Origin of the sequence: Neisseria subflava (assembly GCF_005221305.1) — a bacterium.
GTDB classification, from domain to species: Bacteria; Pseudomonadota; Gammaproteobacteria; order Burkholderiales; family Neisseriaceae; genus Neisseria; species Neisseria subflava.
In genome coordinates this window covers 550,961-575,330 of the sequence record NZ_CP039887.1, presented here as the reverse complement: position 1 = coordinate 575,330, position 24,370 = coordinate 550,961, and the positions used below count along the sequence as shown (strand labels likewise).

16 protein-coding genes, 1 tRNA gene and 3 pseudogenes are annotated in these 24,370 nt (G+C 50.3%); 12 read left to right on the top strand and 8 right to left on the bottom strand.

The window, feature by feature from the left end; all coding sequences use genetic code 11:
• Position 1 precedes the first annotated feature (1 nt).
• The 3 genes from cas3 (FAH66_RS02865) to pip form a co-directional block, all read right to left on the bottom strand.
• Positions 2–2,473 carry a CRISPR-associated helicase Cas3' gene (gene cas3, locus FAH66_RS02865; RefSeq protein ID WP_137040617.1) on the bottom strand — a complete coding sequence of 824 codons (2,472 nt, stop codon included), beginning with the start codon at positions 2,471–2,473 and terminating at the stop codon, positions 2–4.
• Positions 2,470–4,398, bottom strand: coding sequence for a CRISPR-associated helicase Cas3' (cas3, locus tag FAH66_RS02860; RefSeq protein ID WP_244284986.1), 1,929 nt, complete (start codon positions 4,396–4,398; stop codon positions 2,470–2,472). The genes cas3 (FAH66_RS02865) and cas3 (FAH66_RS02860) overlap by 4 nt, the downstream gene beginning before the upstream one ends.
• Before the next feature lie 121 nt (positions 4,399–4,519).
• Complete coding sequence (pip, locus tag FAH66_RS02855) at positions 4,520–5,449, bottom strand: prolyl aminopeptidase (protein WP_036491443.1); 930 nt, start codon at positions 5,447–5,449, stop codon at positions 4,520–4,522.
• Positions 5,450–5,573: 124 nt separating this feature from the next.
• Here pip and yciA point away from each other — a divergent pair, with 124 nt between their 5' ends.
• Complete coding sequence (gene yciA / locus FAH66_RS02850; protein ID WP_003680677.1) at positions 5,574–6,008, top strand: acyl-CoA thioester hydrolase YciA; 435 nt, start codon at positions 5,574–5,576, stop codon at positions 6,006–6,008.
• Positions 6,009–6,804: 796 nt separating this feature from the next.
• Positions 6,805–7,596, top strand: a pseudogene (locus FAH66_RS02845) (formate/nitrite transporter family protein).
• A gap of 154 nt (positions 7,597–7,750) precedes the next feature.
• Here the strand turns inward: FAH66_RS02845 and FAH66_RS02840 are convergent.
• Together FAH66_RS02840 and FAH66_RS02835 are read right to left on the bottom strand one after the other, a co-directional pair.
• Positions 7,751–7,827 (bottom strand) — tRNA-Pro (locus FAH66_RS02840).
• A gap of 153 nt (positions 7,828–7,980) precedes the next feature.
• Entirely contained in the window at positions 7,981–9,504 is a 1,524-nt protein-coding gene (locus tag FAH66_RS02835; protein ID WP_003746217.1) for a fumarate hydratase, read from the bottom strand.
• Between the two features lie 854 nt (positions 9,505–10,358).
• On the opposite strand from FAH66_RS02835, the gene FAH66_RS02830 reads away from it, so the two are divergent.
• The 5 genes and pseudogenes from FAH66_RS02830 to trkA all read left to right on the top strand — a co-directional run bounded on the left by FAH66_RS02830 (position 10,359) and on the right by trkA (position 17,297).
• Positions 10,359–10,997 carry a 2Fe-2S iron-sulfur cluster-binding protein gene (locus FAH66_RS02830; protein WP_137040616.1) on the top strand — a complete coding sequence of 213 codons (639 nt, stop codon included), beginning with the start codon at positions 10,359–10,361 and terminating at the stop codon, positions 10,995–10,997.
• A complete protein-coding gene (locus FAH66_RS02825; RefSeq protein ID WP_137040615.1) occupies positions 10,997–12,625 on the top strand; it encodes an FAD-binding protein in 1,629 nt (542 codons plus the stop codon). Before FAH66_RS02830 ends, FAH66_RS02825 begins: the two co-directional genes overlap by 1 nt.
• Positions 12,622–13,875: pseudogene (locus tag FAH66_RS02820) on the top strand (complex I 51 kDa subunit family protein). The gene FAH66_RS02825 and the pseudogene FAH66_RS02820 overlap by 4 nt, the downstream one beginning before the upstream one ends.
• A gap of 458 nt (positions 13,876–14,333) precedes the next feature.
• A pseudogene (locus tag FAH66_RS02815) lies at positions 14,334–15,787 on the top strand (DASS family sodium-coupled anion symporter).
• Positions 15,788–15,884: 97 nt separating this feature from the next.
• A complete protein-coding gene (gene trkA / locus FAH66_RS02810; RefSeq protein WP_137040614.1) occupies positions 15,885–17,297 on the top strand; it encodes a Trk system potassium transporter TrkA in 1,413 nt (470 codons plus the stop codon).
• Positions 17,298–17,374: 77 nt separating this feature from the next.
• On the opposite strand, the gene lgt is transcribed toward trkA, so the two are convergent.
• Positions 17,375–18,235: a prolipoprotein diacylglyceryl transferase gene (gene lgt, locus FAH66_RS02805; protein ID WP_137040613.1), complete on the bottom strand. Its 861-nt coding sequence runs from the start codon at positions 18,233–18,235 to the stop codon at positions 17,375–17,377.
• 74 nt (positions 18,236–18,309) lie between these two features.
• Entirely contained in the window at positions 18,310–19,440 is a 1,131-nt protein-coding gene (locus FAH66_RS02800) for a M14 family metallopeptidase (protein WP_137040612.1), read from the bottom strand.
• A 174-nt stretch (positions 19,441–19,614) separates the two neighbouring features.
• On the opposite strand from FAH66_RS02800, the gene argB reads away from it, so the two are divergent.
• The 5 genes from argB (at position 19,615) to FAH66_RS02775 (ending at position 23,762) form a co-directional block, all read left to right on the top strand.
• A complete protein-coding gene (argB, locus tag FAH66_RS02795) occupies positions 19,615–20,502 on the top strand; it encodes an acetylglutamate kinase (protein WP_137040611.1) in 888 nt (295 codons plus the stop codon).
• A gap of 261 nt (positions 20,503–20,763) precedes the next feature.
• Positions 20,764–22,050, top strand: coding sequence for a phosphopyruvate hydratase (eno, locus tag FAH66_RS02790; protein ID WP_049328681.1), 1,287 nt, complete (start codon positions 20,764–20,766; stop codon positions 22,048–22,050).
• A 23-nt stretch (positions 22,051–22,073) separates the two neighbouring features.
• The gene (gene ftsB, locus FAH66_RS02785) at positions 22,074–22,349 is read left to right on the top strand and encodes a cell division protein FtsB (RefSeq protein WP_003679613.1); all 276 of its coding nucleotides are present in this window, start codon (positions 22,074–22,076) and stop codon (positions 22,347–22,349) included.
• 101 nt (positions 22,350–22,450) lie between these two features.
• On the top strand, positions 22,451–22,942 hold the full coding sequence (locus FAH66_RS02780; protein ID WP_063068729.1) for a DUF1841 family protein: 492 nt from the start codon (positions 22,451–22,453) through the stop codon (positions 22,940–22,942).
• A gap of 112 nt (positions 22,943–23,054) precedes the next feature.
• The gene (locus tag FAH66_RS02775; protein WP_137040610.1) at positions 23,055–23,762 is read left to right on the top strand and encodes an SIMPL domain-containing protein; all 708 of its coding nucleotides are present in this window, start codon (positions 23,055–23,057) and stop codon (positions 23,760–23,762) included.
• Positions 23,763–23,835: 73 nt separating this feature from the next.
• On the opposite strand, the gene FAH66_RS02770 is transcribed toward FAH66_RS02775, so the two are convergent.
• Positions 23,836–24,369 carry a single-stranded DNA-binding protein gene (locus tag FAH66_RS02770; protein ID WP_137040609.1) on the bottom strand — a complete coding sequence of 178 codons (534 nt, stop codon included), beginning with the start codon at positions 24,367–24,369 and terminating at the stop codon, positions 23,836–23,838.
• Between the last annotated feature and the right edge of the window lies 1 nt (position 24,370).

Below are 24,370 nucleotides of genomic sequence, written 5' to 3'. Positions count from 1 at the left end.
CCTATAAGTCGTAAAAAGTCATTTCGCTTGTTTCGTCCAAAGACAAGCCGAATTCATCGTTGTAATAGCGTTCATTCAGATAATAAATGCCCGAGCCTTCAATGGTTTCATGCAGGGCGTTTTCTTTTTGCAATTTACCCCAAACGTTGGGGAAGACGTTCACACTGTAACGCTGGGCTTTTTGCAAAGTGCGGTGCATTTCTTTCGGATCCCATTCGCCACAGAGTTTGGCAATGAGTTCCGCGCCTTCGCCATACGGCACAATCACGGCATGGGTCGGCGCGTCTATGGCTTGGAAAGCACGTCCTGCACTTTTGAAGGATTGCATCAGCAGCGGCAACGGTTTGCTTCTTTTATCGTTTTTTTCGCCATAAGGATTCAGCGCGTTATCGCTCAACCAATCCAGCAGAGAACCTGTTGCGCTGTTTTTAACAGAATATACCATTTCATCGCTGCGTTGGTAAAAATAGTATTCAAAATATCGCTGCATGGCGGCGGGTTGCAAAATGTCCTGCCCGGTAAAATCGCGAAATACGCGTTCGGCATGGGTTTTGCCTACCTGAATATCGGGTAATATCCGCGTAAAATCCTGTTCTTGCAAATTCAACACCCAAACCTGCCCTTTACCTTCTTTCTCGCCGTGCCGGTTGCAACGCCCCGCCGCCTGAGCAATGCTATCCAGCCCGCCCAAGGCGCGAATCACGCAAGCCATGGAAATATCCACACCGGCTTCAATCAACTGGGTGCTGATGCAGATAACGGGTTGTTTGTTTTTTAGACGAGCTTTGATGGTGTCAAAAATCGCTTTGCGGTGCGCCGCGCATTGGTTGGTACTTAAATGAAACAGGGCTTCAGGCGGTACGTTCTGTGCCTTGCAATATTGATAAAGCTCCTGCGCCCATTTTTTGGTATTGACGATAAACAGGCAGCTTGGGGTTGTCTGAAACTGTTCCAGCAAAAACGCGCCCGCTTCTTCCACATTCCAACCGCCTGCTTTTTCGTTGAATCGGATTTCCACGCGTGATAAATCAGCAAATAATCTATCTAAATCCTGATGCTTGCCCATGATTTCGGCGTTTTCAGGCAGCCTTAACAAACCGCGCGCGGCAATACTTTCCCTTTTGCCTTCAGGGAAATTCTGCAAACCCGATTCACCGAGCAAAGGCTGCGTCGCCGTACACAAAACTGCCGTGCTTTTGCCAAATGCCGTCAACCAGTTCAGCACATTGCAAAACAAATGTACGCATTTCACGGGCAGGGTTTGGATTTCATCGAAAATCAGCACCGCATTGGTCATCGGGTGGATATGGCGTGCGCCGCGCGTACCGCCGCCGAACCATGCATCCAAAAACTGCACCATCGTGGTAAACACAATGGGCTTGTCCCAGTTTTCGGATAGCAGTTTGTCCTGCCAGCTTTGTTTTTCGGGTTCCAAATTGGAATGGTGTTCCAGCACCCAATCTTCGCCGAGAATTTCGCGCACGGCTTGAGCGTTTTGGTCGATGATGGAAGTATAGGGAATGATGTAGATAATACGGTCGAGATTGTGCTTTTGCGCATGATGGAGGGCATAGCGCAGACTGGCCAATGTTTTGCCGCCACCGGTCGGCACGGTCAGCGTATAAATACCTTGAGAATCGGCTGCTCTTTTTAGGCAGTCGTCTGAAATTCGACGGCGGATTTCGTCAATGGGATAACGGTTTTCAAAACCTGCTAATTTGGCTTCCAATTTATCAATCGCCGGTTGCCAATCTGGTTTTTCGGTCAAGCGGTGGACTTCTTTTTGCGCTTCCCGCTCAAAATCCGAGCTGTTGATACGGTCGGCATCAATCAGGCAACTGAATAGGAAACGGGTCAGGCAGCCGAGATAGAATTCTTTGATTTTGCTGTTGGTCGTTTGGTCGAAAAGAATCGGCTTCACCGCTTTGAGCAGACTGCGAATCAGGTTTTCTCCTGCCAATTCACGTGCTTTCTGTTGAACGGCTTCATCGGCATTTTGCTCGCATTCTGTCAAATGCGTCAGTTCATCAGTTTTATTAAACCGCTCAATCCATTTCGGATTACCTTCTCCATCTAAACAGTCAATCAAGCCTTCGCCGTGGTGCGATGCAATGCACAACCCCAGCGTTTGCCCGAATAATTCGCCGATACCCTGCGCCACACCGAATTTTCTTAATTCACGGTAAACCCATTGTGCTCCGGCGGTGGAATGGTCTACTTTACTACCGTTCGGCGTACTTTCTTCATCATCCAAATCAGGATTAAACAAACCTGTTTCATCGTGGATATATTTTTGGAATTTTCGGGAATATTTACCGAAATCGTGCATGAGTCCGAGTAACTCGCCCGCCTGATCCAAATCCAGTTTGGCTGCCAATGATTTGGCGATCTCGGCGGTTTCAGTTAGATGCGTTTGTAAAAATTGAGGCTGCCCGTCTGCTTTGCGGACATGGGCTATATAGTTGAAATTCACATCGATTCTCCAAATTTGAAACGCGCAAAATTTAACGAACAAGCCATATAAATGGCTTGAAGTGTTAAAAAATCGAAAATCTGTGGAATGAGGTTGTCTGAAAAGCTGTCGGCGGTCAGTCGCATAACGGCGGCTTGTGCGGCAAGTTCGGGCGGGGCTTTCCATTTATCTTCGGGCGTGAATATCCAGACAAAGCTGTTTTCAGACGGCCTTTTGCCTTCGCGGTTGCAACGTCCGGCGGCCTGGGCAATGCTGTCTAAACCTGCCTCGGCGCGCATTACCAGCGGAAAATCGACATCAACGCCGGCTTCAATTAAAGAGGTGGCGATGACGCGGCAAGGTTCGCCGTTTTTCAGATGGCCTCGAATCTCATCAAGCTTTTGGCTGCGGTGTTTGGCACACATTAAGGTGGTCAGGTGGAACGTGCCGTCAAGGTGTTTGGCTTGGTCGTACAGGCTGCGGGCGTGGCGGCGATTGTTGACGATGACGAGCATTTGCGGGTGTTCGCCAAGTTTGGCGAGCAGGTCGGCGTCGGTTTGTGTGCCGATGTGCTGCACGGTGGTGCGGCGCAGTTTGTCGAAAAGTGCGGTCGGTTTTGGAGCTATTTCGCGCACGTTCTCAAAGCCGCGATAGAAGCCGTTTTCGGCTTGCACGGCTGGCTGGGTGGCGGTGCACATAACGACGCTGCAGTGGTAGTTTTGCGCCAATTCTTTGATGGCTTGCATGATGGGCAACAACAGATTGAGCGGCAGCATTTGCGCTTCGTCGAGAATGATGACGGAGCCTGCGATGTTGTGTAGCTTGCGGCAGCACGAGGAGCGGTCGGCAAAGAGGGATTCGAAGAATTGCACGGCGGTGGTCACGACAATTGGCGCGTCCCAGTTTTCCGAGGCAAGGCGCAATTTATCTTTGGTGACCTCATTTTGCAGTTTGTCGTCGAAGGTGCTGTGGTGTTCCAACACGGCTTGTTCGCCCAATTCGCCAAAGGCTTTGCGAAATTCGGCGGCGTTTTGTTCGATGATGCTGGTAAACGGGATGACGTAAATCACGCGCCGCATACCGTGCCGTTTGGCGTGTTCCAGCGCAAATGCCATGGAAGTGAAAGTTTTGCCGCCTCCGGTCGGCACGGTGAGCGTGAACAGCCCTTGCGCTTGTGCCGCTTGTTCTACGGCATGATCAAGAATTTCGCTGCGCAGGCGGTTTAAAGCGGCATTGCGTTTTTCGGCTTCGGTTTGCGCTGTAGCTTGGGCGATACGTTGTCTGAAATCGTTGATAAATTGATTGAAATTGTGTTGTAGGGCATTTAAATCGGGGGAGCTGCCGCGCTCGACGGCTTTGTTTTCTAGCTTTAGATAAAAGGCTTCGGTGTCGAGATAATCGGCATCCACCAAGCAGGAATAGAGCATTCGTGTGAAGAAGGCGTAGGAGAAAAAAGGATGATGTGCGTCGGCCTTGAGTGATGGTGCGGACAGGTTTTGAGGGAGCTTGATTTCTTGTTGCCACAGATTATCGAGGGCAGGAATATCTGCGCCGAATTGTAACGCCAAACGCTGCTTTAACGTGCGGCGGTTATCACCTTCACCACTCCCGTTGGCTAGCCCTGCATGATGCCCTGCAATGCAAAACGCCATCAGCTTGCCGATCACATTTCCCCAGCGTTCTACCGCAATCTTTGCTCCGGCAGTAGCATGATCGACTGATGGGCCACCATGCAATCGGTGATTAAAGGGTTCCGAATATTTCCCCGCGTCATGGAGTTGCCCCGTTTGACAGGCAATTTCCTGCGCACCAAATACCCGAGCAAACTCCGCCGCCATTTCACCAACATTGACCGAATGGCTTTGTAAGGTTTGCCAATGTTCGTAAGGCAAGAGATTGCCGAGTTTGTCTTGGGTGGAATGGGCGTAGTAAATTAGAGGTTTCATATTGAAATTCTAAAAAATTCAAACTGATATCATGCAATGATAATATGATATTAAATTTAATATGTAAATAGAAAAAATGCCGTCTGAAACTTTTTCAGACGGCATTATCATTTATTAACCTTTATAACTTGCTTCTAATATCCTCCACTGCTTTCACCAAAGCCTCGGAAAGCGAAGGATCAAAAGAAGAGTGGCCTGCTTGGACGATTCTCAATTCCGCTTCAGGGAAGGCTTGCGAGAGTTCCCACGCGCTTTGCATCGGAGTGCATAGGTCGTAGCGGCCTTGAACGATGATGGTTGGGATATGGCGGATTTTATCGATGTTTGCCAAAATGGCTTTATCGCCCTGTAACCAGCCTTCGTTCACGAAGTAATGATTTTCCATTCTTGCGATGGCAAGGGAGGCTTGCGGGTCTTCATCTACGTCTTTAGGTTCAAACTGAATAAGATAGCTTTCCCAGTCTGCCCATGATTTAGCTGCTTTGAGGCGTGTGGCTTCATCTTCGCTGAACAGCATTTCATGGTAGGCTTTAATTAGGGCTTGGCGTTTGTTTTCGGCCACGGGGGCAATGAATTTTTGCCATTGGGCCGGATAAATTTGGCTGACGCCGCCTGCTTCGTTCAACCATGCCATTTCAGACGGCCTACACAGGAAAATACCGCGCAAAACTAAGCCGCTGACGCGATCGGGATGAGTTTCGGCATAAGTCAGCGACAAGGTACTGCCCCATGAGCCGCCGAAGACTAACCATTTTTGAATACCGAGCATTTCGCGTACTTTTTCAATATCGGCAACCAAATCCCATGTAGTGTTGTCTTCGATACAGGCATAGGGTTTGGAACGTCCGCAACCGCGTTGGTCGATGATGACGATGCGGAAATGCTCTGGATTGAAAAAGCCGCGACAGGCAGGTGATGCCCCTGCTCCGGGGCCGCCATGCAGGAAAATCACGGGGTGGCCATCAGGATTGCCTGATTCTTCCCAGTAGATTTCGTGAATGTCGGATACGCGCAAAAGGCCGCTATTTCTTGGTTCTTGAATCGGATGCATGAACTTTCTCCTTTGTCTGATGAATATGTTGATTGTAACACTTTGCCTGCTGATTTTTCAGACGGCCTACATAGGTTTATTGCTACAAATGGCGTAAAATAGCACTTTTTTGACAGGATTATTTATGTCTGACAACAAACAAACACATGCTGCACCCGAAGGACAACTTTTATTGCGTACGGTAGCCATGCCGCGCGATACCAATCCTAATCAGGATATCTTCGGCGGCTGGATTATGTCGCAAATGGATCTGGGCGGCGGTATTTTGGCGGCAGAAATCGCACAGGGACGAATTGTAACCGTGGCCGTTCAAGAAATGAATTTCATCAGACCAGTAAAGGTCGGCAACGTCGTATGCTGCTACGGTCATTGCGTCCGCGTAGGCAATACTTCTTTGCAACTGAAAATCGAAGTGTGGGTGAAGACTTTGATGAACGATATGGTAACGGAAGACCGCCAACTGGTCACCGAAGCCGTATTCACTTACGTCGCCATCGATTCACAAGGCAATCCGCGCCCTATTCCTCGCGAAGGCAATGCAAAGCTGGCACATTTGTAAGTTTAAAAATTCAAAACAAGGCCGTCTGAAACCTCAACGTTCAGACGGCCTTTTTTAATACAGAAGCAAAATGTAATAATATTTCTTTTGAGCTAAAGCAGGGCGACGTATCTGTTTTTTAGATTTAATTCAGGCTGATTGGTAAAACAAAGACCGTACACCGGCTCCTTATTGACAAACCAAACCATATCGCTGGTCAGTTTTGACATTTTTTTGGCGGTTAAGTTAAATTAACGTATTTGTTGAGAAGAGTAAATTTAAAGTGCGGTTAGTTTTTGAGAGGTTTTAAAACCCTTTGAAAATTGACCGCACTTTATAGATTTCCGCTATCTTTAAAAAGAAATCCACATACCATTTTAATGATATTTTTGGCACTATCATTTTTTCATGGTGTGCATACAATCCATAACTTTCAAACTTATGACCTCTCGTTCCTCATTTGTCTTATCAGGAAGATTTTTATATTTCTCATAACATGATTCAAAAATTTTTTGTTCCTCATATGGCCTTTCAGGTATCACATCCCCATTCCAGAACCGAACAAAATAACTATTAGAAGAAACACACGAGGTTAAAATAAAGCACAAAAATAAAATGGATATATTATTCATTATTCCCTCTTTGAATATTAACTGATTTAGGTAGAGATAAATTTCGATTAGTGTCTCCCCAAATTTTATCAAAATCTAGGAAATATTTATTCTTTGCTTGATTAGCTTTATAACACTGCCCTACCGCGACAGTTTGCGCCACTTTTGAAACGGCGTTCCCTCCTCAACCCACTTTAAGGAACATCATGGCTTCGCGCGATTTATACCCACAGGAAATTTTACAGGTTGTTCTCGACAAAAGCTGCGCCAAAGCACAATCCAGCATTCCCACACTGGCAATCTTGAGCGTTTTAGCCGGCGGATACATCGGCTTTGGATATCTTGCCTATTTAAAAGTAGTCAGCGGCATACCTCATGAATGGAGTGGTTTTGCCACTTTACTCGGCGCAGCCGTGTTCCCTATCGCCTTGATTTGTATCCTACTTGGCGGCGGCGAGCTGGTAACCAGTAACATGATGATCATGTCTTTAGGCAGATTGGCCGGACGGATTTCCTCCAAAATGCTGCTGCGCAACTAGGTTATCGTCTGCATGGGCAATTTGGTGGGTACGCTGGCGATGGCGTTTTTCCTCGGATACTATGTCGGCATGATTGAAGGCAGCGTAGCAGAAAAAACCATTGTCGTCGCGGAAGCAAAAGTCCATATGGATTTCGGTCGCGCTTTTGTATCGGCGGTCGCATGTAACTGGATGGTCTGCATGAGCGCGTGGCTGCACTTTGCTGCTAAAAACACAACCGGACGAATGCTGGCCATTTGGTTCCCCGTCATGATTTTCGTATTAAACGGCTTCCAACACCTTGTCGCCAATATGTTCGTTATCCCCGCAGGTATTTTGGCAGGCGCAAACATCACATGGGGACAATTTTTCTTCAATATGATTCCCGTATTTCTGGGCAATGTCGTCGGTGGCGCATCATTTGTTGGTGCATCTTATCTTTATACTTATCGAGACACGCTGAAAGATAGTACCGAATAGCCTGCTCTATAAACAACAAAACCTGCTTTTGAGAAAGCAGGTTTTGTTTCAGACAGCATTGGTATCAAGTTTTAAAATCCATTCGGACACATTATTCAGATAAATCATCCAAACAAAAAAAGAGCCGTTTTTAAAACGGCTCTTTCCAATTCTTTGGTCGGAGTGAAAGGATTCGAACCTTCGACCCCTTGCACCCCATGCAAGTGCGCTACCAGACTGCGCCACACTCCGACTCGATAAGCCGTGAATTTTAGTTTCAAACGCTGATTTTGACAAGTGCTTTTTAGAAAGGGAAATTTACTTGTTTGAAAACATTTGAATTATTTGCAAGCAAAAAAGGCCGTCTGAAATCGTTCAGACGGCCTTTGATTATTCAGTCAAATATCAAGCTTCAACCGGAATAATACCGATTTTGGCCTGCCATTGTTTTGGCGCAATGGCGTGAACCGATTCGCCGTTGCTATCCACCGCAACAGTCACAGGCATGTCTTTGACTTCAAATTCGTAAATCGCTTCCATACCTAATTCTGGGAACGCCAAGACTTTAGATGCTTTAATGGCTTTGGCAACCAAATATGCCGCGCCGCCGACAGCCATCAGGTAAACAGCTTTGTTATCGGCAATGGCTTGACAAGTCGCTGCGCCGCGTTCGGATTTACCGATCATACCCAGGAGGCCGGTTTGTTCCAGCATTTGGCGGGTAAATTTATCCATACGAGTGGAAGTAGTCGGACCGGCCGGGCCAACAACTTCGTCACGGACTGGATCAACCGGGCCGACGTAGTAAATCAGTTTGTTGGTGAAATCTACCGGCAATTCTTCGCCTTTATTGAGCATATCAACCAAACGTTTGTGCGCGGCATCGCGGCCGGTCAGGATTTTACCGTTTAGCAACAATACGTCGCCGGTTTTCCATGTGGCCACTTCTTCTTTGGTCAGGTTGTTGACATCGACTCGTTTGCCGTTGTCAGGGCTGTAAGTCAGATCCGGCCAGTCTTCCAAAGACGGGGCTTCCAATTTGGCCGGGCCTGAGCCGTCCAATTCAAATTCGATGTGGCGAGTAGCCGCGCAGTTTGGAATCATGGCAATCGGTTTGGAAGCCGCGTGGGTTGGGTAGTCAAGGATTTTGACATCCAGCACGGTGCTCAAACCGCCCAAACCTTGTGCGCCGATGCCCAAGGCATTTACTTTTTTGTAAAGTTCCAAGCGCAGGGCTTCGGTAGTAGACAATTCTGCACCGGAATCGGCTTTTTCTTTAAGCTCCTGAATATCGATATGGCTCATCAGGCTTTCTTTGGCCATCAACACTGCTTTTTCAGGCGTACCGCCGATGCCGATACCCAAAATGCCCGGAGGACACCAGCCTGCACCCATTTGAGGGACGGTTTTCAAAACCCAATCAACGATATTGTCTGAAGGGTTGAGCATGGCAACTTTGGTTTTGTTTTCAGAACCGCCGCCTTTGGCTGCGCAAGTGACTTCGACTTTGTCGCCTTTTACGATTTCCATGTGTACAACGGCAGGGGTGTTGTCTTTGGTATTTTGACGTTTGCCAGCCGGGTCGGCCAATACAGAGGCACGCAGTTTGTTGTCAGGATAGGTGTATGCACGGCGTACGCCTTCGTTAACCATTTCCTGTACGCTCATCTCGGCATCCCACTGTACATCCATACCCACTTTCAAGAATACGGTTGCAATACCGGTATCCTGACAAATCGGACGATGGCCTTCAGCACACATACGGCTATTGACCAAAATTTGCGCCATCGCATCTTTGGCCGCAGGGTTTTCTTCTTTTTGATAAGCCTTATACAAAGCCTGAATGTAGTCTTTAGGATGGTAGTAGCTGATGAATTGGAAAGCGTCAAAAATACTTTGGATAAAGTCTTCTTGCTTGATAACGGTCATGATTGTGTTCCTTTTCGGAGTCATGGTAGGGAGGATTTGTTTATTTCTTTAAGAGACCGATTTTTTCAGACGGCCTTCAATAGTGTAATAGTGCTTTCAAATGAATGACCCAGACAATATCATTTTCATACCTTATTGATTTAAATGAAATTTAATATCGCATTAAATTACTTGGTTATTGATAATCTATATCCACTAGCCATTCACTTAAATAGAAGTAAAATTACATTGTTTTTAAATGATAATTTTATTGCAAGGCCGTCTGAAAATATTTGCCTTAAGTATCTGAGAAAGAAATTTAGTAGCTTGTATTTAAAAGGAAACTACCAAAATTTCAGACAGCCTTTCTTATTTTCCAATACAATACACAATTGTAAAATCCGTATCATTTTCTCCCTCAATCTTCTTGACTGATATCAAACTTGTTTGATTTTCTGAAATTTTATAACAGTCTTTTCACTTGCTTACGCAACAAAATATTATTCAATATATACAACAATCTATGCAAAATTATCTAATATATAACAATGATTTTTACTAGCAAATAGACGAATATTTTAAAATTTATATTAAAAAAGTAATTTTATTTTATATTTAAAATCAAATAATTGAAATGAATTTGTCTAAATAATAGGCATATTTTGTTTATAATCATTCCTCTATAAAACCTTAGGTTATCCCTATCATCAAAACCACTAAATTCTAATACACTTCGACTCATACAGATAAATATTGATTTTAAAAGAATTTCTGAGTAAATAACTTGGATATTTCCTCACACGCAATAAATGTAATAAAAATACAATTAATTAAATTATCCACTATTCCAACTTCCAATTTCACAGGAACAAACCATGAGTGAAAACTTGTTAACCCTGACCATAGACGGCCATGAAGTCAAAGCCTCCGCCGACTCGTCAATCATTCAGGCCTATGCCCGTTCCGGCAGCGCGATTACCGCCAACGTCGGCTGCATGGGGCAAGGCGTGTGCGGTTCGTGCCGCTGCATGATCCGCAAGGAAGGCGAGCGCGAGGTAACGACTGCGTTGGCGTGTGAAACCAAAGTCGAAGAAGGGATGCAGGTCAGCTTCTTGGACTACTTTATCCCCGAGCATATCCAATATTACGACGTGAGCGAGGTCGGCGACGGCTGGAACTGGCTGGACGACACCGCCAAAGCCTTCCCCGAAGCGCAACACTGCCGTCATTGCGGCGGCTGCAACCGCGCCTGCCCCAAAGGTTTGGAAGTGGAAAACGGCGTGGCGCAAGTGGTATCGGGCGATTTCGGCGCGGCTGCGCTGACCTTCGACCAATGCGTGATGTGCAACCTCTGCACCCTTTCCTGCCCCGAACACATCCGTCCGAACCACTTAGGCTTGTTCGCCCGCCGTATGAAAGCGGCGCGCACGCTGCGTCCGGTGGATTTGATGCGCCGCCTGCAAGAAATCGACAGCGGCAAAATGAAAGTCGAATTTGAAGAGGAGGCAATGTGATGGCGAACAAAATCCAAGGCATAGACTACGAAACCGCCCTTGCCAACCTGCGCGCTTCCTCATTGGAACTGCGCGGCGACTTGCCGGAAAAAAACGAATTGTTGAGTCAGTTTCACCCCGACTATCAGGCAAATGCGCGTGTCAAACTGCCCATCGGTCCGAACACGGGCGATTACTGCCATCCTGATTTGGCAAAACTGCTGATCAGTCATCCCCTGATTGACGACTATGATTTGTCAGGCGAGGAACATTTGAACACCGACGTACTGGTTATCGGTGGCGGCGGTGCGGGTGCGGCGGCAGCGTTATCTGCGACCGAAGCAGGCGCGCGCGTGATTATGGCGAACAAGCTGCGTATCGGCGACAGCAATACCGTAATGGCAGAAGGCGGCATTCAGGCGGCGGTTGGCGCGGAAGACAGCTTGCAGCAGCACTTTGACGACACCATCAAAGGCGGCCACAACGCAGGCAAGAAAGAATTGGTGGCGCAAATGGTTACCGACGCGCCGTCCGCCATCCGCTGGCTGATCGGTTTGGGCATGACTTTCGACCTTGCCAAAGGCGCGGACAGCAACGGCATGTTGAGCCGCAAACGTGCAGGCGGTACGACCGTGCCGCGCATCCTGAGCTACCGCGACTTTACCGGCCTCGAAATGATGCGCGTGCTGCGCGAGGCGGTCGAACTCGACGAAAATATTATCCAGCTCAACCGCCACCCCGCCATCGAATTATTGTCGGACGAACACGGCCGCTGCGTCGGCGCGATTTTGTACGATTTGGAAAAACGCTCTTTGGTATTGGTTCACGCCAAAGCCGTGGTCTTGGCAACCGGCGGCAGCGGACGGCTGCATTTGCAGGGTTTCGCCACTTCCAACCACTACGGCGCAACCGCCGACGGTCTGGTGATGGCATACCGCATCGGCGCGAAACTGCGCGACATCGATTCCTTCCAATACCATCCGACCGGCGTCGCCCATCCGCCGCACTTGGCAGGCGCGCTGATTTCCGAAGCCGTGCGTTCCGCAGGCACCAAACTGGTCAACGGCTTGGGCGAACGTTTCGTTGACGAATTGCAGCCGCGCGACGTCGTTGCCGCCGCCATTTTGCGCGAGTGCCGCGAAGGCCGCGGCGTAGTACGTGATGGTCAAGTCGGCGTATTCCTCGACACCCCGCGCCTGATTGCTAACGACCCTGACGTATTGAACCGTTTGGTAACACTCGGCCACGTTGCCCACAAATGCGGCCTCGACCCTGCTGTTGAACCGGTCATGATTCATCCGACCCTGCACTACCAAAACGGCGGCGTCGAAATCAACGGCGACGGAGCAACCTGCGTCGAAGGCCTCTATTGCGCCGGCGAAGTAACCGGCGGTATTCACGGCCGCAACCGCCTGATGGGTAATGCGCTTTTGGACATCATCAGCTTCGGCCGCCGTGCCGGTAAAGCCGCCGCCAATTGCGGCCTGCCGCTGAAAAAAGTACGCGGCGGTGTCGGACACGTCCACGACCTGCAACGCGAAATGACCCGCGCCGGTCTGACCAGCGACATCAAAACCCCCGTTTTATATCCCGACTACGGCAAATTCGATTTGCGCGAACACGCCGGTTTGCAGGAGCAACAATCATGAACCAAGCCAATCAAAACTTACTGCACCCGTCCCGCCAAGTCGGCGCGGATTTGGCCGCGTGGCGCAAAGTCGGCGGCGGCGAAGGCCTGTTGGCGGCGCTTGCCGATCCTCAAAGCATCGTTTCCAAGCTGCAAGATGCCAACCTCTGCGGCATGGGCGGCGCAGGTTTCCCGACCTGGCGCAAATGGGAGGTGGCTGTCGCCGCCTAAAGCAAACACGGCGACAAATACGTCGTCTGCAATGCCAACGAAGACGAACCGGGTACGTTCAAAGACCGCGTGTTGCTGGCGAAAACGCCGCACCAAGTCATCGAGGGCGTACTGATTGCCGCCGTCGCCTGCCGCGCCAACAAAACGATTATGTATGTCAACCCGCACCAGACCGAATCCGTCGCCTCCATCGTACCCGCCATTGAGCAGTGGAAAAAAAGCGATTTGTTCATCCGCATCGAAAACTATCTGGGCAAACCTTTAGACCTGAAATTGGTCGAAACTTCAGGCCGCTACATCGGCGGCGAAGAAACCGCCGTGATTTCATGGTTGGAAGGCGGTTTCCCGTTTCCGCGCCGCAAGCCGCCGTTCCCTGCCGAAAGCGGCGTAGCAGGCGAACCGACCTTAATCAACAACACCGAAACTTTCGCCAACATTCCGCAAATCCTTGCCAAAGGCGCGGAATGGTACAAATCGCTGGGCCTGGGCGATGCCGCAGGCACGAAACTCTACTCGCTCTCCGGCGACGTATTGAATCCGGGTCTGTACGAACTGCCGATGGGCACGACCTTGCAATCGCTGATTTTCGACCACGGCGGCGGTATGCTTGAAGGGCGTACGTTTAAAGCCGTCTTCACCGGCGGCCCGTCGAACACACTCCTGACCGTCAAAGATTTGGACGTGCCTTTGGACTTCGTATCCGTACGCGAACGCAAATCCAGCCTCGGCACGGGCGCGATGATTGTGATTTCCGAAGGCACCAGCGTGGTGCGTAAAGTGGCCGAATATGTGGAATTTTTTGCCTCCAACTCATGCGGTCAATGTCCGCCTTGTAAAGGCGGTACATTCCAGCTTTCCCGCCTGCTCAACCGTGTGGACACCGGCATCGGTACTTCCGACGACCTGCGCGCCTTGCAAAGCCTGTGCCAACTGCTGCCACGAAGCGGCCGTTGCGGTTTGATCGATGGCGCGGTTACCGTGTTGCAAAGCTCGCTGCGCACCTTCCCCGAAGAATACGGCCTGCCGCAAGAACAGGAGTAAAACAGCGTTGTTTTCAGACGGCCTTTTCTATATAGGAGGTCGTCTGAAAAATACCTGTAGTATTTGTTAGGTTTCACAACCGAACTTTCCCAAACTACTTACTAGATGCTTCGCCAGCAGAAAAAACGATACGGTGTATCTTGAGGTTTTACCCTCTCCCTAACCCTCTCCCACGGGGAGAGGGGACAGATTACAGGAAATCCGATAATAGTTGATTTCAGCGCCATTATCCCCTCTCCCCGTGGGAGAGGGTTAGGGAGAGGGCAAAACGTAAAAGCTCAAGAAAACGTCGTCTGAAAAAGATGGCAACACAAAAATACGCATTACCCAAACACCCCAAAAGAAAAACATAAAAATAACCACACCCAAATACGTTTCAGACGACCTCTCCCCGCCAAAATCAGGCACACGTCGTCTGAAATCCGATTTCCCTGATACCTCAAACTAGGAGACTCAACATGGGCTTCAAGCCAATTCCTGCTGCGGTTGCGCTCGTGCTGACGCTGATTATCTGGTTCGTCATACCCGTGCCGCAGGGCGTATCGCCCGACGCATGGCACCTTTTGGCGTTGTTCGTCGGTATTATCGCCTGCATCATCGGCAAAGCCATGCCTATCGGCGCAATGGCGATTTTGGGCATTACCTTGGTCGCGCTGATCGGCATGACCAACGAAAAAGCCGCCGACGCAACCAAAGACGCTCTGAGCAGCCTCAACAACTCGTTAATCTGGATGATCGGTATCGCCATCATCATCTCGCGCGGCCTGTTGAAAACCGGCTTGGGGATGCGTATCGGCTACCTTCTGATTTCCCTTTTCGGCAAACGCACGCTGGGCGTAGGTTACAGCTTGGCTTTGGCGGACTTGGTCATCGGTCCAGTTACGCCGAGCAACACCGCGCGCGGCGGTGCGATTGTGCACCCGATTATGCGTTCCATCGCCCTGAGTTTCGATTCCGACCCTGAAAAAGGCACTGAGGGCAAAATCGGTAAATACCTCGCACTGGTGAACTACCACGCCAACATCATCACCTGCTGTATCTTCATTACCGCGACCGCGCCCAACCCGCTGGTCGTCGAATTGGTTGCCAAAGCCACCAATTCGGAAATCCACCTCTCTTGGGGCACATGGTTCGCCGCCATGGTCGTACCCGGCCTGATCGCCATGTTCCTGATGCCGCTGGTGCGCTGTATTTCCTGTATCCGCCGGAAATCAAACAAACGCCTAACGCGACCGCCCTTGCCAAAGAAAAACTGAAAGAAATGGGCGCGATGAAGCGCGACGAAAAAATCATGCTCGGCATTTTCGTGATTCTGCTGCTTTTGTGGGCGGGTATTCCCGAGATGCTGTTCGGCGTAAAAGTTGATGCTACCGCCACCACCTTCCTTGGCCTCTCCCTGTGTCTCTTGACCGGCGTACTGACTTGGGACGACGCGCTGAAAGAAAAAGGCGCGTGGGACACCATCGTCTGGTTTGCCGCCTTGGTCATGATGGCGAACTTCCTCAACAAACTGGGACTGATTGCATGGCTGTCCGAATCCATGCAGGGTGGCATCTCCCATCTCGGCTTGGGTTGGGAAGCCGGTTGCGCCTTGTTGATGCTTGCCTATCTCTACGCCCACTACGTTTTCGCCAGCGGCACGGCACACGTTACCGCCATGTTCGGCGCATTCTACGGCGCAGGCTTAGCCTTGGGTGCACCGCCCATGCTGTTCGCCCTGGTTATGGCATCCGCTACCGGCATCATGATGTCACTGACCCACTACGCCACTGGTTCCGCTCCTGTCATTTACGGCTCCAACTATGTGACCATGACCGAATGGTGGAAAGCCAGCTTCATCATGAGTGTGCTTGAAATCCTGATATTCTGCACTGTCGGTATCTTGTGGTGGAAAGTTTTGGGCTACTGGTAACTCTTTAGCTGATTAAGAAAATTCAGGCCGTCTGAAAACTCCAATTTCAGACGGCCTTTTGTTACAATTTCATTTTTACCGAACACACTCAATTACCGTGAAAATACTCATCCTCGGCAGCGGCCAAGTCGGCTCGACCGTCGCCCAAAACCTTGCCTCCGTTCCCAGCAACGACGTCACTATTATCGACATCGACGAAAAAGCGCTCAACCGTATCAGCAGCCGCCTTGATGTCCAAACCATCGTCGGCAACGGCGCATCGCCCTTTACCCTCGAACAGGCAGGTGCGGCGGACTCCGACCTCCTGCTTGCCCTGACCCGCAGCGACGAAACCAACATCGTTGCCTCCAAAATCGCCGCCGACCTGTTCAACATCCCCAGCCGTATTGCACGCGTACGCTCAAGCGAATACCTCGAATATCCGGTTGCCGGCAGCGACAAACCCGAAGAAGGCAGCCTCAACATCTTCGGCATTACCGAAACCATCAGCCCCGAACAGCTAGTTACCGAACAACTCGTCGGCCTGCTCAACTACACCAGCTCATTGCAGGTACTCAGTTTCGCCAACGATAAAGTGCGCATGGTGATTGTTCAAGCCCGCAAAGGCGGGTTGCTGATCGGGCGTGAAATTGCCGACATCAACCAGCACCTGCTCGAAGGCGTTGACTGCCAAATCTGCGCCATCTACCGCAACAACCGCCTGATCGTCCCCACCCCGCAAACCGTCATCATCGAAGGCGATGAAGTCCTGTTTGCCGCCGACATCAACAGCGTTGAAGCCATCATGCGCGAATTGCGTCCGAAAGAAGCGCGTACCCGCCGCATCATGATCGCCGGCGGTGGCAACATCGGCTACCGCCTCGCCAAGCAGCTCGAGTCCAAATACGACATCAAAATCATCGAATACAAACCCCAGCGCGCCGAATGGTTGGCCGAGAATCTGGACAACACCCTCGTCCTGCAAGGTTCAGCCACCGACGAAACCCTGCTGGACGAAGAATACATCGACGAAATCGACGTCTTCTGCGCGCTGACCAACGATGACGAAAACAACATCATGTCCAGCCTGTTGGCGAAAAACCTTGGTGCCAAACGCGTAATTACCATCGTCAACCGCTCAAGCTACGTTGATTTGCTCGAGGGCAACAAAATCGACATCGTTGTTTCTCCCCATCTGATTACCATCGGCTCCATTCTGGCCCACATCCGCCGCGGCGACATCGTTGCCGTCCATCCTTTGCGCCGCGGTACGGCCGAAGCCATCGAAGTGGTGGTACACGGCGATAAAAACACTTCCTCCATCGTCGGCCGCCGCATCAGCGGCATCAAATGGCCGAGCGACTGCTACATCGCCGCCATCGTCCGCGGCGAAACCGGCGAAGTCATCATGGGACACCACACCGAAACCATCCTGCAAGACGGCGACCACATTATCTTCTTCGTCTCACGCCGCCGCGTCCTGCCGGAGTTGGAAAAACTCATTCAAGTCAAAATGGGCTTTTTCGGTTAAACCTGAAATCCGTTTGCTTGAAGCCATAAAAAGGCCGTCTGAAAAGGTTTTCAGACGGCCTTTATTTATTGTTTTATTTATGCTTTGGCAATGCTGTTTTTACGGCCAAACCAAACAAAACCAATCACGCCCAATACAATCATCGGTACGCTCAACCATTGACCCATGGACAAACCCAAAGTCAACAGGCCGAGATAGTCGTCAGGTTGACGAGCAAATTCGGCAATAAAGCGGAACAAACCGTAACCGCCCAAGAACAATGCCGCCGTTTGACCGACCGGGCGCGGTTTTTTCGAGAAAATCCAAACGATGATAAACAGACAAATACCTTCAAGGGCAAACTGGTAAAGCTGAGACGGATGGCGCGGCAACATACCGTATTGTTGCAGCCATTCGGCCAACAAAGGATTGTGCGCCGCAGCTTCCGCATCTTCGTAACGCGCTTGCGGGAAACCCATCGCCCAGAAAGCATTGAGTTCGGTCACGCGCCCCCAAAGTTCGCCGTTGATAAAGTTGCCGATACGGCCGGAAGCCAAGCCCAGCGGTACGAGCGGCGCAACGGTATCCATCAATTTCAAGATATTGATGTTGTGCTTGCGGCCAAACAGCCACATAGCAACGACCACGCCCAAGAAGCCGCCGTGAAACGACATACCGCCTTCCCAAACTTTGAAAATATCCAACGGGTTGGCAAGATAATCGGAAAATTTATAAAACAAAACATAGCCGATACGGCCGCCCAAGATTACGCCCAAGATACCCCAAGTCAGGAAATCGTCGAGTGTTTCTTTGGTAAACACAGAATTGCCCTGTGCGATACGGCGGCGGCCCAAAATCGTAAACAGGATAAAGCCGACGATATAGCTCAAGGCATACCAGCGGATGGCAAGCGGGCCGATGCTGATCAGCACCGGATCAAACTGGGGATGTATTATCATGATGTGTGTTCCTTATCTCAAAGGCCGTCTGAAAGCCTGAACTTTCAGACGGCCTGTATGCGGTGTCGGATGGTTTAACGCAAATCGCCAACCACATTCAAAATCGCAGACAACATTGCCTCGCCCAAGCGCAGCGAGCGTTGGCCGTTCCAGCCGAAATCGTCGTCCGGCAGGTTGGCATTGTCTTTAAACGGCATTTCCAAAGTATAGGCAAGGCAGTTGAAATGATTGCCGACCCAGTTGGTCGCCAAAGTCATGTTTGCCTGACCAGGCGCATCTTTGTCATAGCCGTAATCGTCTTGGAAATCGGGGCTGACATTGAGCAGCGCAAGTTTGAATTGGTCTTCTAAAGCTTCGATGCGCTCGTTGTAGTTCGGCACACCTTCGGTACCGGCCACAAAGACAAACGGCAGGCCTTCATCGCCGTGAATATCCAAGAATAAATCCACGCCGGTTTCCAGCATTTTTTCGCGGACGGCAAAGACTTCGGGGCTTCGCTCCAAAGTCGGGTTTTCCCATTCGCGGTTGAGGTTGGCGCCGGCGGCATTTGTGCGCAGATTACCCAAAACCGAACCGTCCGGATTCATATTCGGCACAATGTAAAAAGTCGCACGGTCAAGTAGCATGCGCGCGGTCGGATCTTGCGGATCAAGCAGGCGGCCCAGCAAACCTTCGACAAACCATTCCGCCATGGTTTCGCCCGGATGCTGACGGGCGATAATCCAGACTTTCATGTCGCTTTCGACTTGGTTACCGATGGTCAGAAGATTGATATCACGGCCTTGAACGGTACTGCCCAAATCGTCGATACGGCACAAGCCGCTGCCCTGCGCATCGCCCAAAAGGTTCAAATGCTGCTCGTGGGAATAAGGCTCGAAATAAGCGTAGTAAACGCTGTTGGACAAAGGCGTATGGTTGATGGTCAACACGCCGTTTTCATAGCTTGTCGGCACGCGGAACCAATTTTGGCGGTCGTAAGAGGCGCAAGCCTGATAGTCCTCCCAGCCCAAAGGATACGCAGCGTCCGCCGCATTTTCAAAATGCATCACGCAGTTTTGATAGGCCGCACCCTGCAACCGGAAGTAAAACCATTGGGCAAACTCCGAAGCATTGTCGGGACGCAGGGCGAGACGGATATCGGCAGGGTTGCTCAAGTCTTTGACAACGACCGAACCGGCATCGAATTGGGTGCTGATTTTCATCATGGGTATCCTTAGTAATCGGCGAAGAGGCCGAAGTAAACTGTCATTTTACCGTTTGCATGAGGCTGGTTTCAACCATTTAACTGATTTAACAGGATTTCAAGCGCTTGGAAATATTGTTTCAGACGGCCTTTGGGATTAAGATAAAGGCAGAAATCATGAAACAAGGTTGAAACCATGACCCAGCAACAATCTGTCTCCCCTGCCATCAAAGCGCGCGTCCTTGCCGAATCTTTACCTTATATCCGCCGTTTTTCCGGCTCCATCATCGTCATCAAATACGGCGGCAACGCCATGACCGAACCTGCCTTAAAAGAGGGTTTCGCACGCGATGTCGTCCTGCTCAAACTGATCGGCCTGCATCCCGTCATCGTTCACGGCGGCGGCCCGCAAATTAATGAAATGTTGGAAAAAATCGGCAAAAAAGGAGAGTTTGTTCAAGGCATGCGCGTGACCGATAGCGAAACCATGGACATTGTAGAAATGGTTTTGGGCGGACACGTCAATAAAGAAATCGTTTCCATGATTACCACCTTCGGCGGTCGCGCCGTCGGCATTACCGGCCGAGACAACCACTTCATCAAAGCGGAAAAACTCCTGATCGACACGCCCGAACAAAAAGGTGTGGACATCGGCCAAGTCGGCACAGTAGCCGACATCGATACCCGTTTGGTGGAAGGCTTGGTCGAACGCGGCTGCATTCCGGTCATCGCACCCATCGGCGTAGGTCAAAACGGCGAAGCGTTCAACATCAATGCCGACTTGGTTGCCGGCAAACTGGCGGAAAAACTTCAAGCCGAAAAACTGCTGATGATGACCAATATCCCCGGCGTACTGGATAAAGAAGGCAAATTACTGACTACCCTGACGCCAAGCCGCATTGACGAACTGATTGAAGACGGCACGCTGTACGGCGGTATGCTGCCTAAAATTGCCTCTGCCGTCGAAGCTGCCAAAAGCGGCGTCAAAGCCACGCATATCATAGACGGTCGCGTTCCCAACGCCCTGCTTTTGGAAGTGCTGACCGATGACGGCGTAGGTTCGATGATTTTAGGCGAAGGCTAATCCGCTATTCAGACGGCCTTATGCCTTATTTAATCAGCTTTTCACCCTAAAAAGGGTAAAAAATGTTACACTATACGGCTTATGTTTGTTTGAGCGATATTGACGTGAAACAAACTTACAGTCAGTTTCATACCGACTCCGATACCATACTTGGCAAAGACGGTATAATGTCTGCATTCATCAGACTTTGGCAATCATCCTTAAGGCCGTCTGAAACGTAACAAAGCTACTTTTCTTTTACCATCCTATTTGGAGATATTCATGAGCGCAATCGTTGATATTTTTGCACGCGAAATTTTGGACTCCCGCGGCAACCCTACCGTAGAGTGTGACGTATTGTTGGAATCCGGCGTCATGGGACGCGCAGCCGTACCTAGCGGCGCATCAACCGGCCAAAAAGAAGCTTTGGAACTGCGTGACGGCGACAAATCCCGTTACTTGGGCAAAGGCGTATTGAAAGCCGTTGACCACGTCAACAACCAAATCGCGCAAGCCCTCATCGGTATCGATGCCAACGAACAATCTTATATCGACCAAATCATGATCGAATTGGACGGTACTGAAAACAAAGGCAACTTGGGTGCCAACGCTACTTTGGCCGTTTCTATGGCCGTAGCACGCGCAGCTGCTGAAGATGCAGGCCTGCCTCTATATCGCTACTTGGGCGGCGCAGGCCCAATGGCTCTGCCTGTTCCGATGATGAACGTTATCAACGGCGGCGAACATGCCAACAACAGCCTGAACATCCAAGAATTCATGATCATGCCTGTCGGCGCAAAATCTTTCCGCGAAGCCCTGCGTTGCGGCGCCGAAATTTTCCACGCACTGAAAAAACTGTGTGATGCCAAAGGCTTCCCAACTACCGTGGGCGACGAAGGCGGTTTCGCACCTAACCTGAACAGCCACAAAGAAGCCCTGCAACTGATCGTCGAAGCAACCGAAGCCGCAGGCTACAAAGCAGGCGAAGACGTATTGTTCGCCCTGGACTGCGCATCCAGCGAGTTCTACAAAGACGGCCAATACCATCTGGAAGCCGAAGGCCGCTCTTACACCAGCGCAGAATTTGCCGAATACTTGGAAGGCCTGGTTAACGAATTCCCAATCGTTTCCATCGAAGACGGCATGGACGAAAACGACTGGGAAGGCTGGAAACTGTTGACCGAAAAATTGGGCGGCCGAGTTCAATTGGTCGGCGACGACTTGTTCGTAACCAATCCAAAAATCTTGGCTGAAGGCATCGAAAAAGGCGTGGCAAACGCGTTGCTGGTTAAAGTAAACCAAATCGGTACTTTGAGCGAAACCCTGAAAGCCGTTGACTTGGCAAAACGCAACCGCTACACCAGCGTAATGAGCCACCGTTCCGGCGAAACCGAAGACAGCACCATTGCCGACTTGGCAGTTGCCACCAACTGTATGCAAATCAAAACCGGCTCCCTGTCCCGTTCTGACCGCATGGCGAAATACAACCAATTGTTGCGCATTGAAGAAGAATTGGCCGAAGCCGCTTACTACCCTGGCAAAGCCGCATTCTACCAACTGGGCAAATAAGCAGAATATAGGATATTGATTGTATGAAGTGGGTGACTTTTGTTTTAACCTTCGCACTTTTGTGCTGTCAGTACAGCCTTTGGTTTGGCAAAGGCAGCGTCGGGCATACGGAAGAATTGCAGGAGCAGCTCGTCCGTCAGGAGGAAAAAAACCAAACGCTCACTTTACGCAACAATTTCCTCAATGCGGAAGTTGAAGATTTGGCACACGGACAAGAGGCCATCGCCGAAATTGCCCGCGTCGAATTGGGCTATGTCCAAGACGGCGAAGTGTATTACCGAATCATCGACCGCCGCTAAAGCCTGCAAAACAAAGGCCGTCTGAAAACATATTTTTCAGACGGCCTTTTTTATCGCAATCGCTATATAATCACATATCCCAAAATCAAATCACACCCATCATGTATGACGTAAACACCCACGATGTCCGCCGATTCTTTGCCCACGTTTGGCAACACAGACTCGCACCACTCCAATTAGACGGCCTGCAACAAAAAGCTTTACGCATCATCGAAGCCCATCCCGAATACGGACATTATCTAGAAGACATCGAACAATATTTAGATAAAGAATGGTTGCCCGAAGACGGCGAAAGCAACCCATTCCTGCATATGTCGCTACACCTTTCTCTACAAGAACAAAGCGCCATCGACCAGCCCCCAGGCATCCGTGCCATCCACCAACAACTGTGCGCCCGTTACAACGGCGACTGGGTCAAAGCCGAACACGATATGATGGAAGCCTTGGCAGAAACCATCTGGGAAGCACAACGCTACGGACGGGGCCTTGATGTCAACGCCTACATGACCCGCTTGCGGAAATTGGTCGGCTTAGGCCAAGAAGAAAAAGCCCGCCTCAATCCCCATGAAGTCGGCTTGATGGATACAAAGTAACTTCTTTTCAGACGGCCTCAACCCATAAAAATCCTTACGCTTGCCAAAGCCAATGTTTCCATCTTTCATGCTAAATTACTTTTTTAAAATCCGCATTACAAGGAAAAGCAAAATGCGCCGCCCAGCCCTCACCGCCCTACTCCTAGCCGCCTCCCTGCCCGTTGCAGCAGAAAGCCTCAACTACAACATCGTTGAATTTTCCGAATCCGCAAATATGGAAGTGCCACGGGATACCATGACCGCGCATTTCAACGTCAACGCAGAAGGCAAAGACCGTCAAGCCGTCAACCAAGCCTTCATGAAGAAATTCAACCAGTTCAACAAAATCTCCCAAAACAGCAAATTTAAAGCCGAGCTAATGGAGCGCAACTCATCCCCGCGCTATCAATACACCAACGGCAAGCGCACCCAAACCGGCTGGGAAGAACACGCCTACTTCAAAGTAGAAAGCAAAGACTTTGAAGCACTCAACCGCCTGATTACCAACAGCATCAATATCGCCGTTTTGGAAAGCTCCTCATTTTCCGTATCCAAAGAAAAACGCGAAGAAACCGTCGGCCAACTGAGCAAGGCCGTCATCCTGCGCTTCAAAGACCGCGCCCAAAACCTCGCCCAAACACTCGGCTTCTCCAGCTACAAAATCGTTAAACTCAACTTGGGCCATATCGGCAACCGCCAAGTCGGCGGCGATTTTGCACACGCCAAAATGCTGCGGGCAGCCCCCGTCGCAGAGATGGCTGCAGGAATAGAAGATGGCATACCTGCCTCCCCAGGTTCAGAAGAAATCAGCCTGACCGTCAGCGGCTCGGTGCAAATGTAGGATTTTCTTTTCAATCATTTTAAAGGCCGTCTGAAAGTATATTTTTCAGACGGCCTTTTTATTTGCTCAATAATTAGAACGGAATATCGTCGTCGATATCATCAACCGGAGCGGTCGGTTGTGCCGGGGCAGGACGACGGGCTGGGGCGGCTGGGGGCTCTTGAGCCGGAGCAGATTGGTATTGCTGTTGTGGTGCTTGTTGGTAGCTGCTTTGGCTTGAATGACCGCCTTGGCCTTGGTTGTAGCCGTCATCGTATGGTGCGCCGCCGCTGTTGTCGTTACGGCTGCCGAGCATTTTCATCTCATTGGCAATGATGTCGTAAGCGGTGCGCTCGATGCCGTCTTTGCCTTGGTATTTGCGGCTTTGGATACGGCCTTCCAGGTACACTTGGCTGCCTTTACGCAGGTATTGACCGGCGATTTCGGCGAGTTTGCGGTACATGGTGATGTTGTGCCATTCGGTACGTTCTACGCGTTGGCCGTTGCGGTCGTTCCACGTTTCGCTGGTGGCAATGCTGAAGTTACAGACGGCCTCGCCGTTGGGCATATAGCGGACTTCCGGGTCGCGGCCGAGACGGCCGATGAGGATAACTTTATTCAATGACATT

What these genes read in the sequence shown, in the direction of transcription:
- pip (WP_036491443.1), bottom strand. Translation starts at nt 5,449, where the DNA reads ATGCATCCGATTCAAGAACCAAGAAATAGCGGCCTTTTGCGCGTATCC.
- FAH66_RS02800 (WP_137040612.1), bottom strand. Translation starts at nt 19,440, where the DNA reads ATGATGAAAATCAGCACCCAATTCGATGCCGGTTCGGTCGTTGTCAAA.
- argB (WP_137040611.1), top strand. Translation starts at nt 19,615, where the DNA reads ATGACCCAGCAACAATCTGTCTCCCCTGCCATCAAAGCGCGCGTCCTT.
- cas3 (WP_244284986.1), bottom strand. Translation starts at nt 4,398, where the DNA reads ATGAAACCTCTAATTTACTACGCCCATTCCACCCAAGACAAACTCGGC.
- FAH66_RS02835 (WP_003746217.1), bottom strand. Translation starts at nt 9,504, where the DNA reads ATGACCGTTATCAAGCAAGAAGACTTTATCCAAAGTATTTTTGACGCT.
- FAH66_RS02770 (WP_137040609.1), bottom strand. Translation starts at nt 24,369, where the DNA reads ATGTCATTGAATAAAGTTATCCTCATCGGCCGTCTCGGCCGCGACCCG.
- FAH66_RS02830 (WP_137040616.1), top strand. Translation starts at nt 10,359, where the DNA reads ATGAGTGAAAACTTGTTAACCCTGACCATAGACGGCCATGAAGTCAAA.
- lgt (WP_137040613.1), bottom strand. Translation starts at nt 18,235, where the DNA reads ATGATAATACATCCCCAGTTTGATCCGGTGCTGATCAGCATCGGCCCG.
- FAH66_RS02775 (WP_137040610.1), top strand. Translation starts at nt 23,055, where the DNA reads ATGCGCCGCCCAGCCCTCACCGCCCTACTCCTAGCCGCCTCCCTGCCC.
- ftsB (WP_003679613.1), top strand. Translation starts at nt 22,074, where the DNA reads ATGAAGTGGGTGACTTTTGTTTTAACCTTCGCACTTTTGTGCTGTCAG.
- FAH66_RS02825 (WP_137040615.1), top strand. Translation starts at nt 10,997, where the DNA reads ATGGCGAACAAAATCCAAGGCATAGACTACGAAACCGCCCTTGCCAAC.
- yciA (WP_003680677.1), top strand. Translation starts at nt 5,574, where the DNA reads ATGTCTGACAACAAACAAACACATGCTGCACCCGAAGGACAACTTTTA.
- eno (WP_049328681.1), top strand. Translation starts at nt 20,764, where the DNA reads ATGAGCGCAATCGTTGATATTTTTGCACGCGAAATTTTGGACTCCCGC.
- FAH66_RS02780 (WP_063068729.1), top strand. Translation starts at nt 22,451, where the DNA reads ATGTATGACGTAAACACCCACGATGTCCGCCGATTCTTTGCCCACGTT.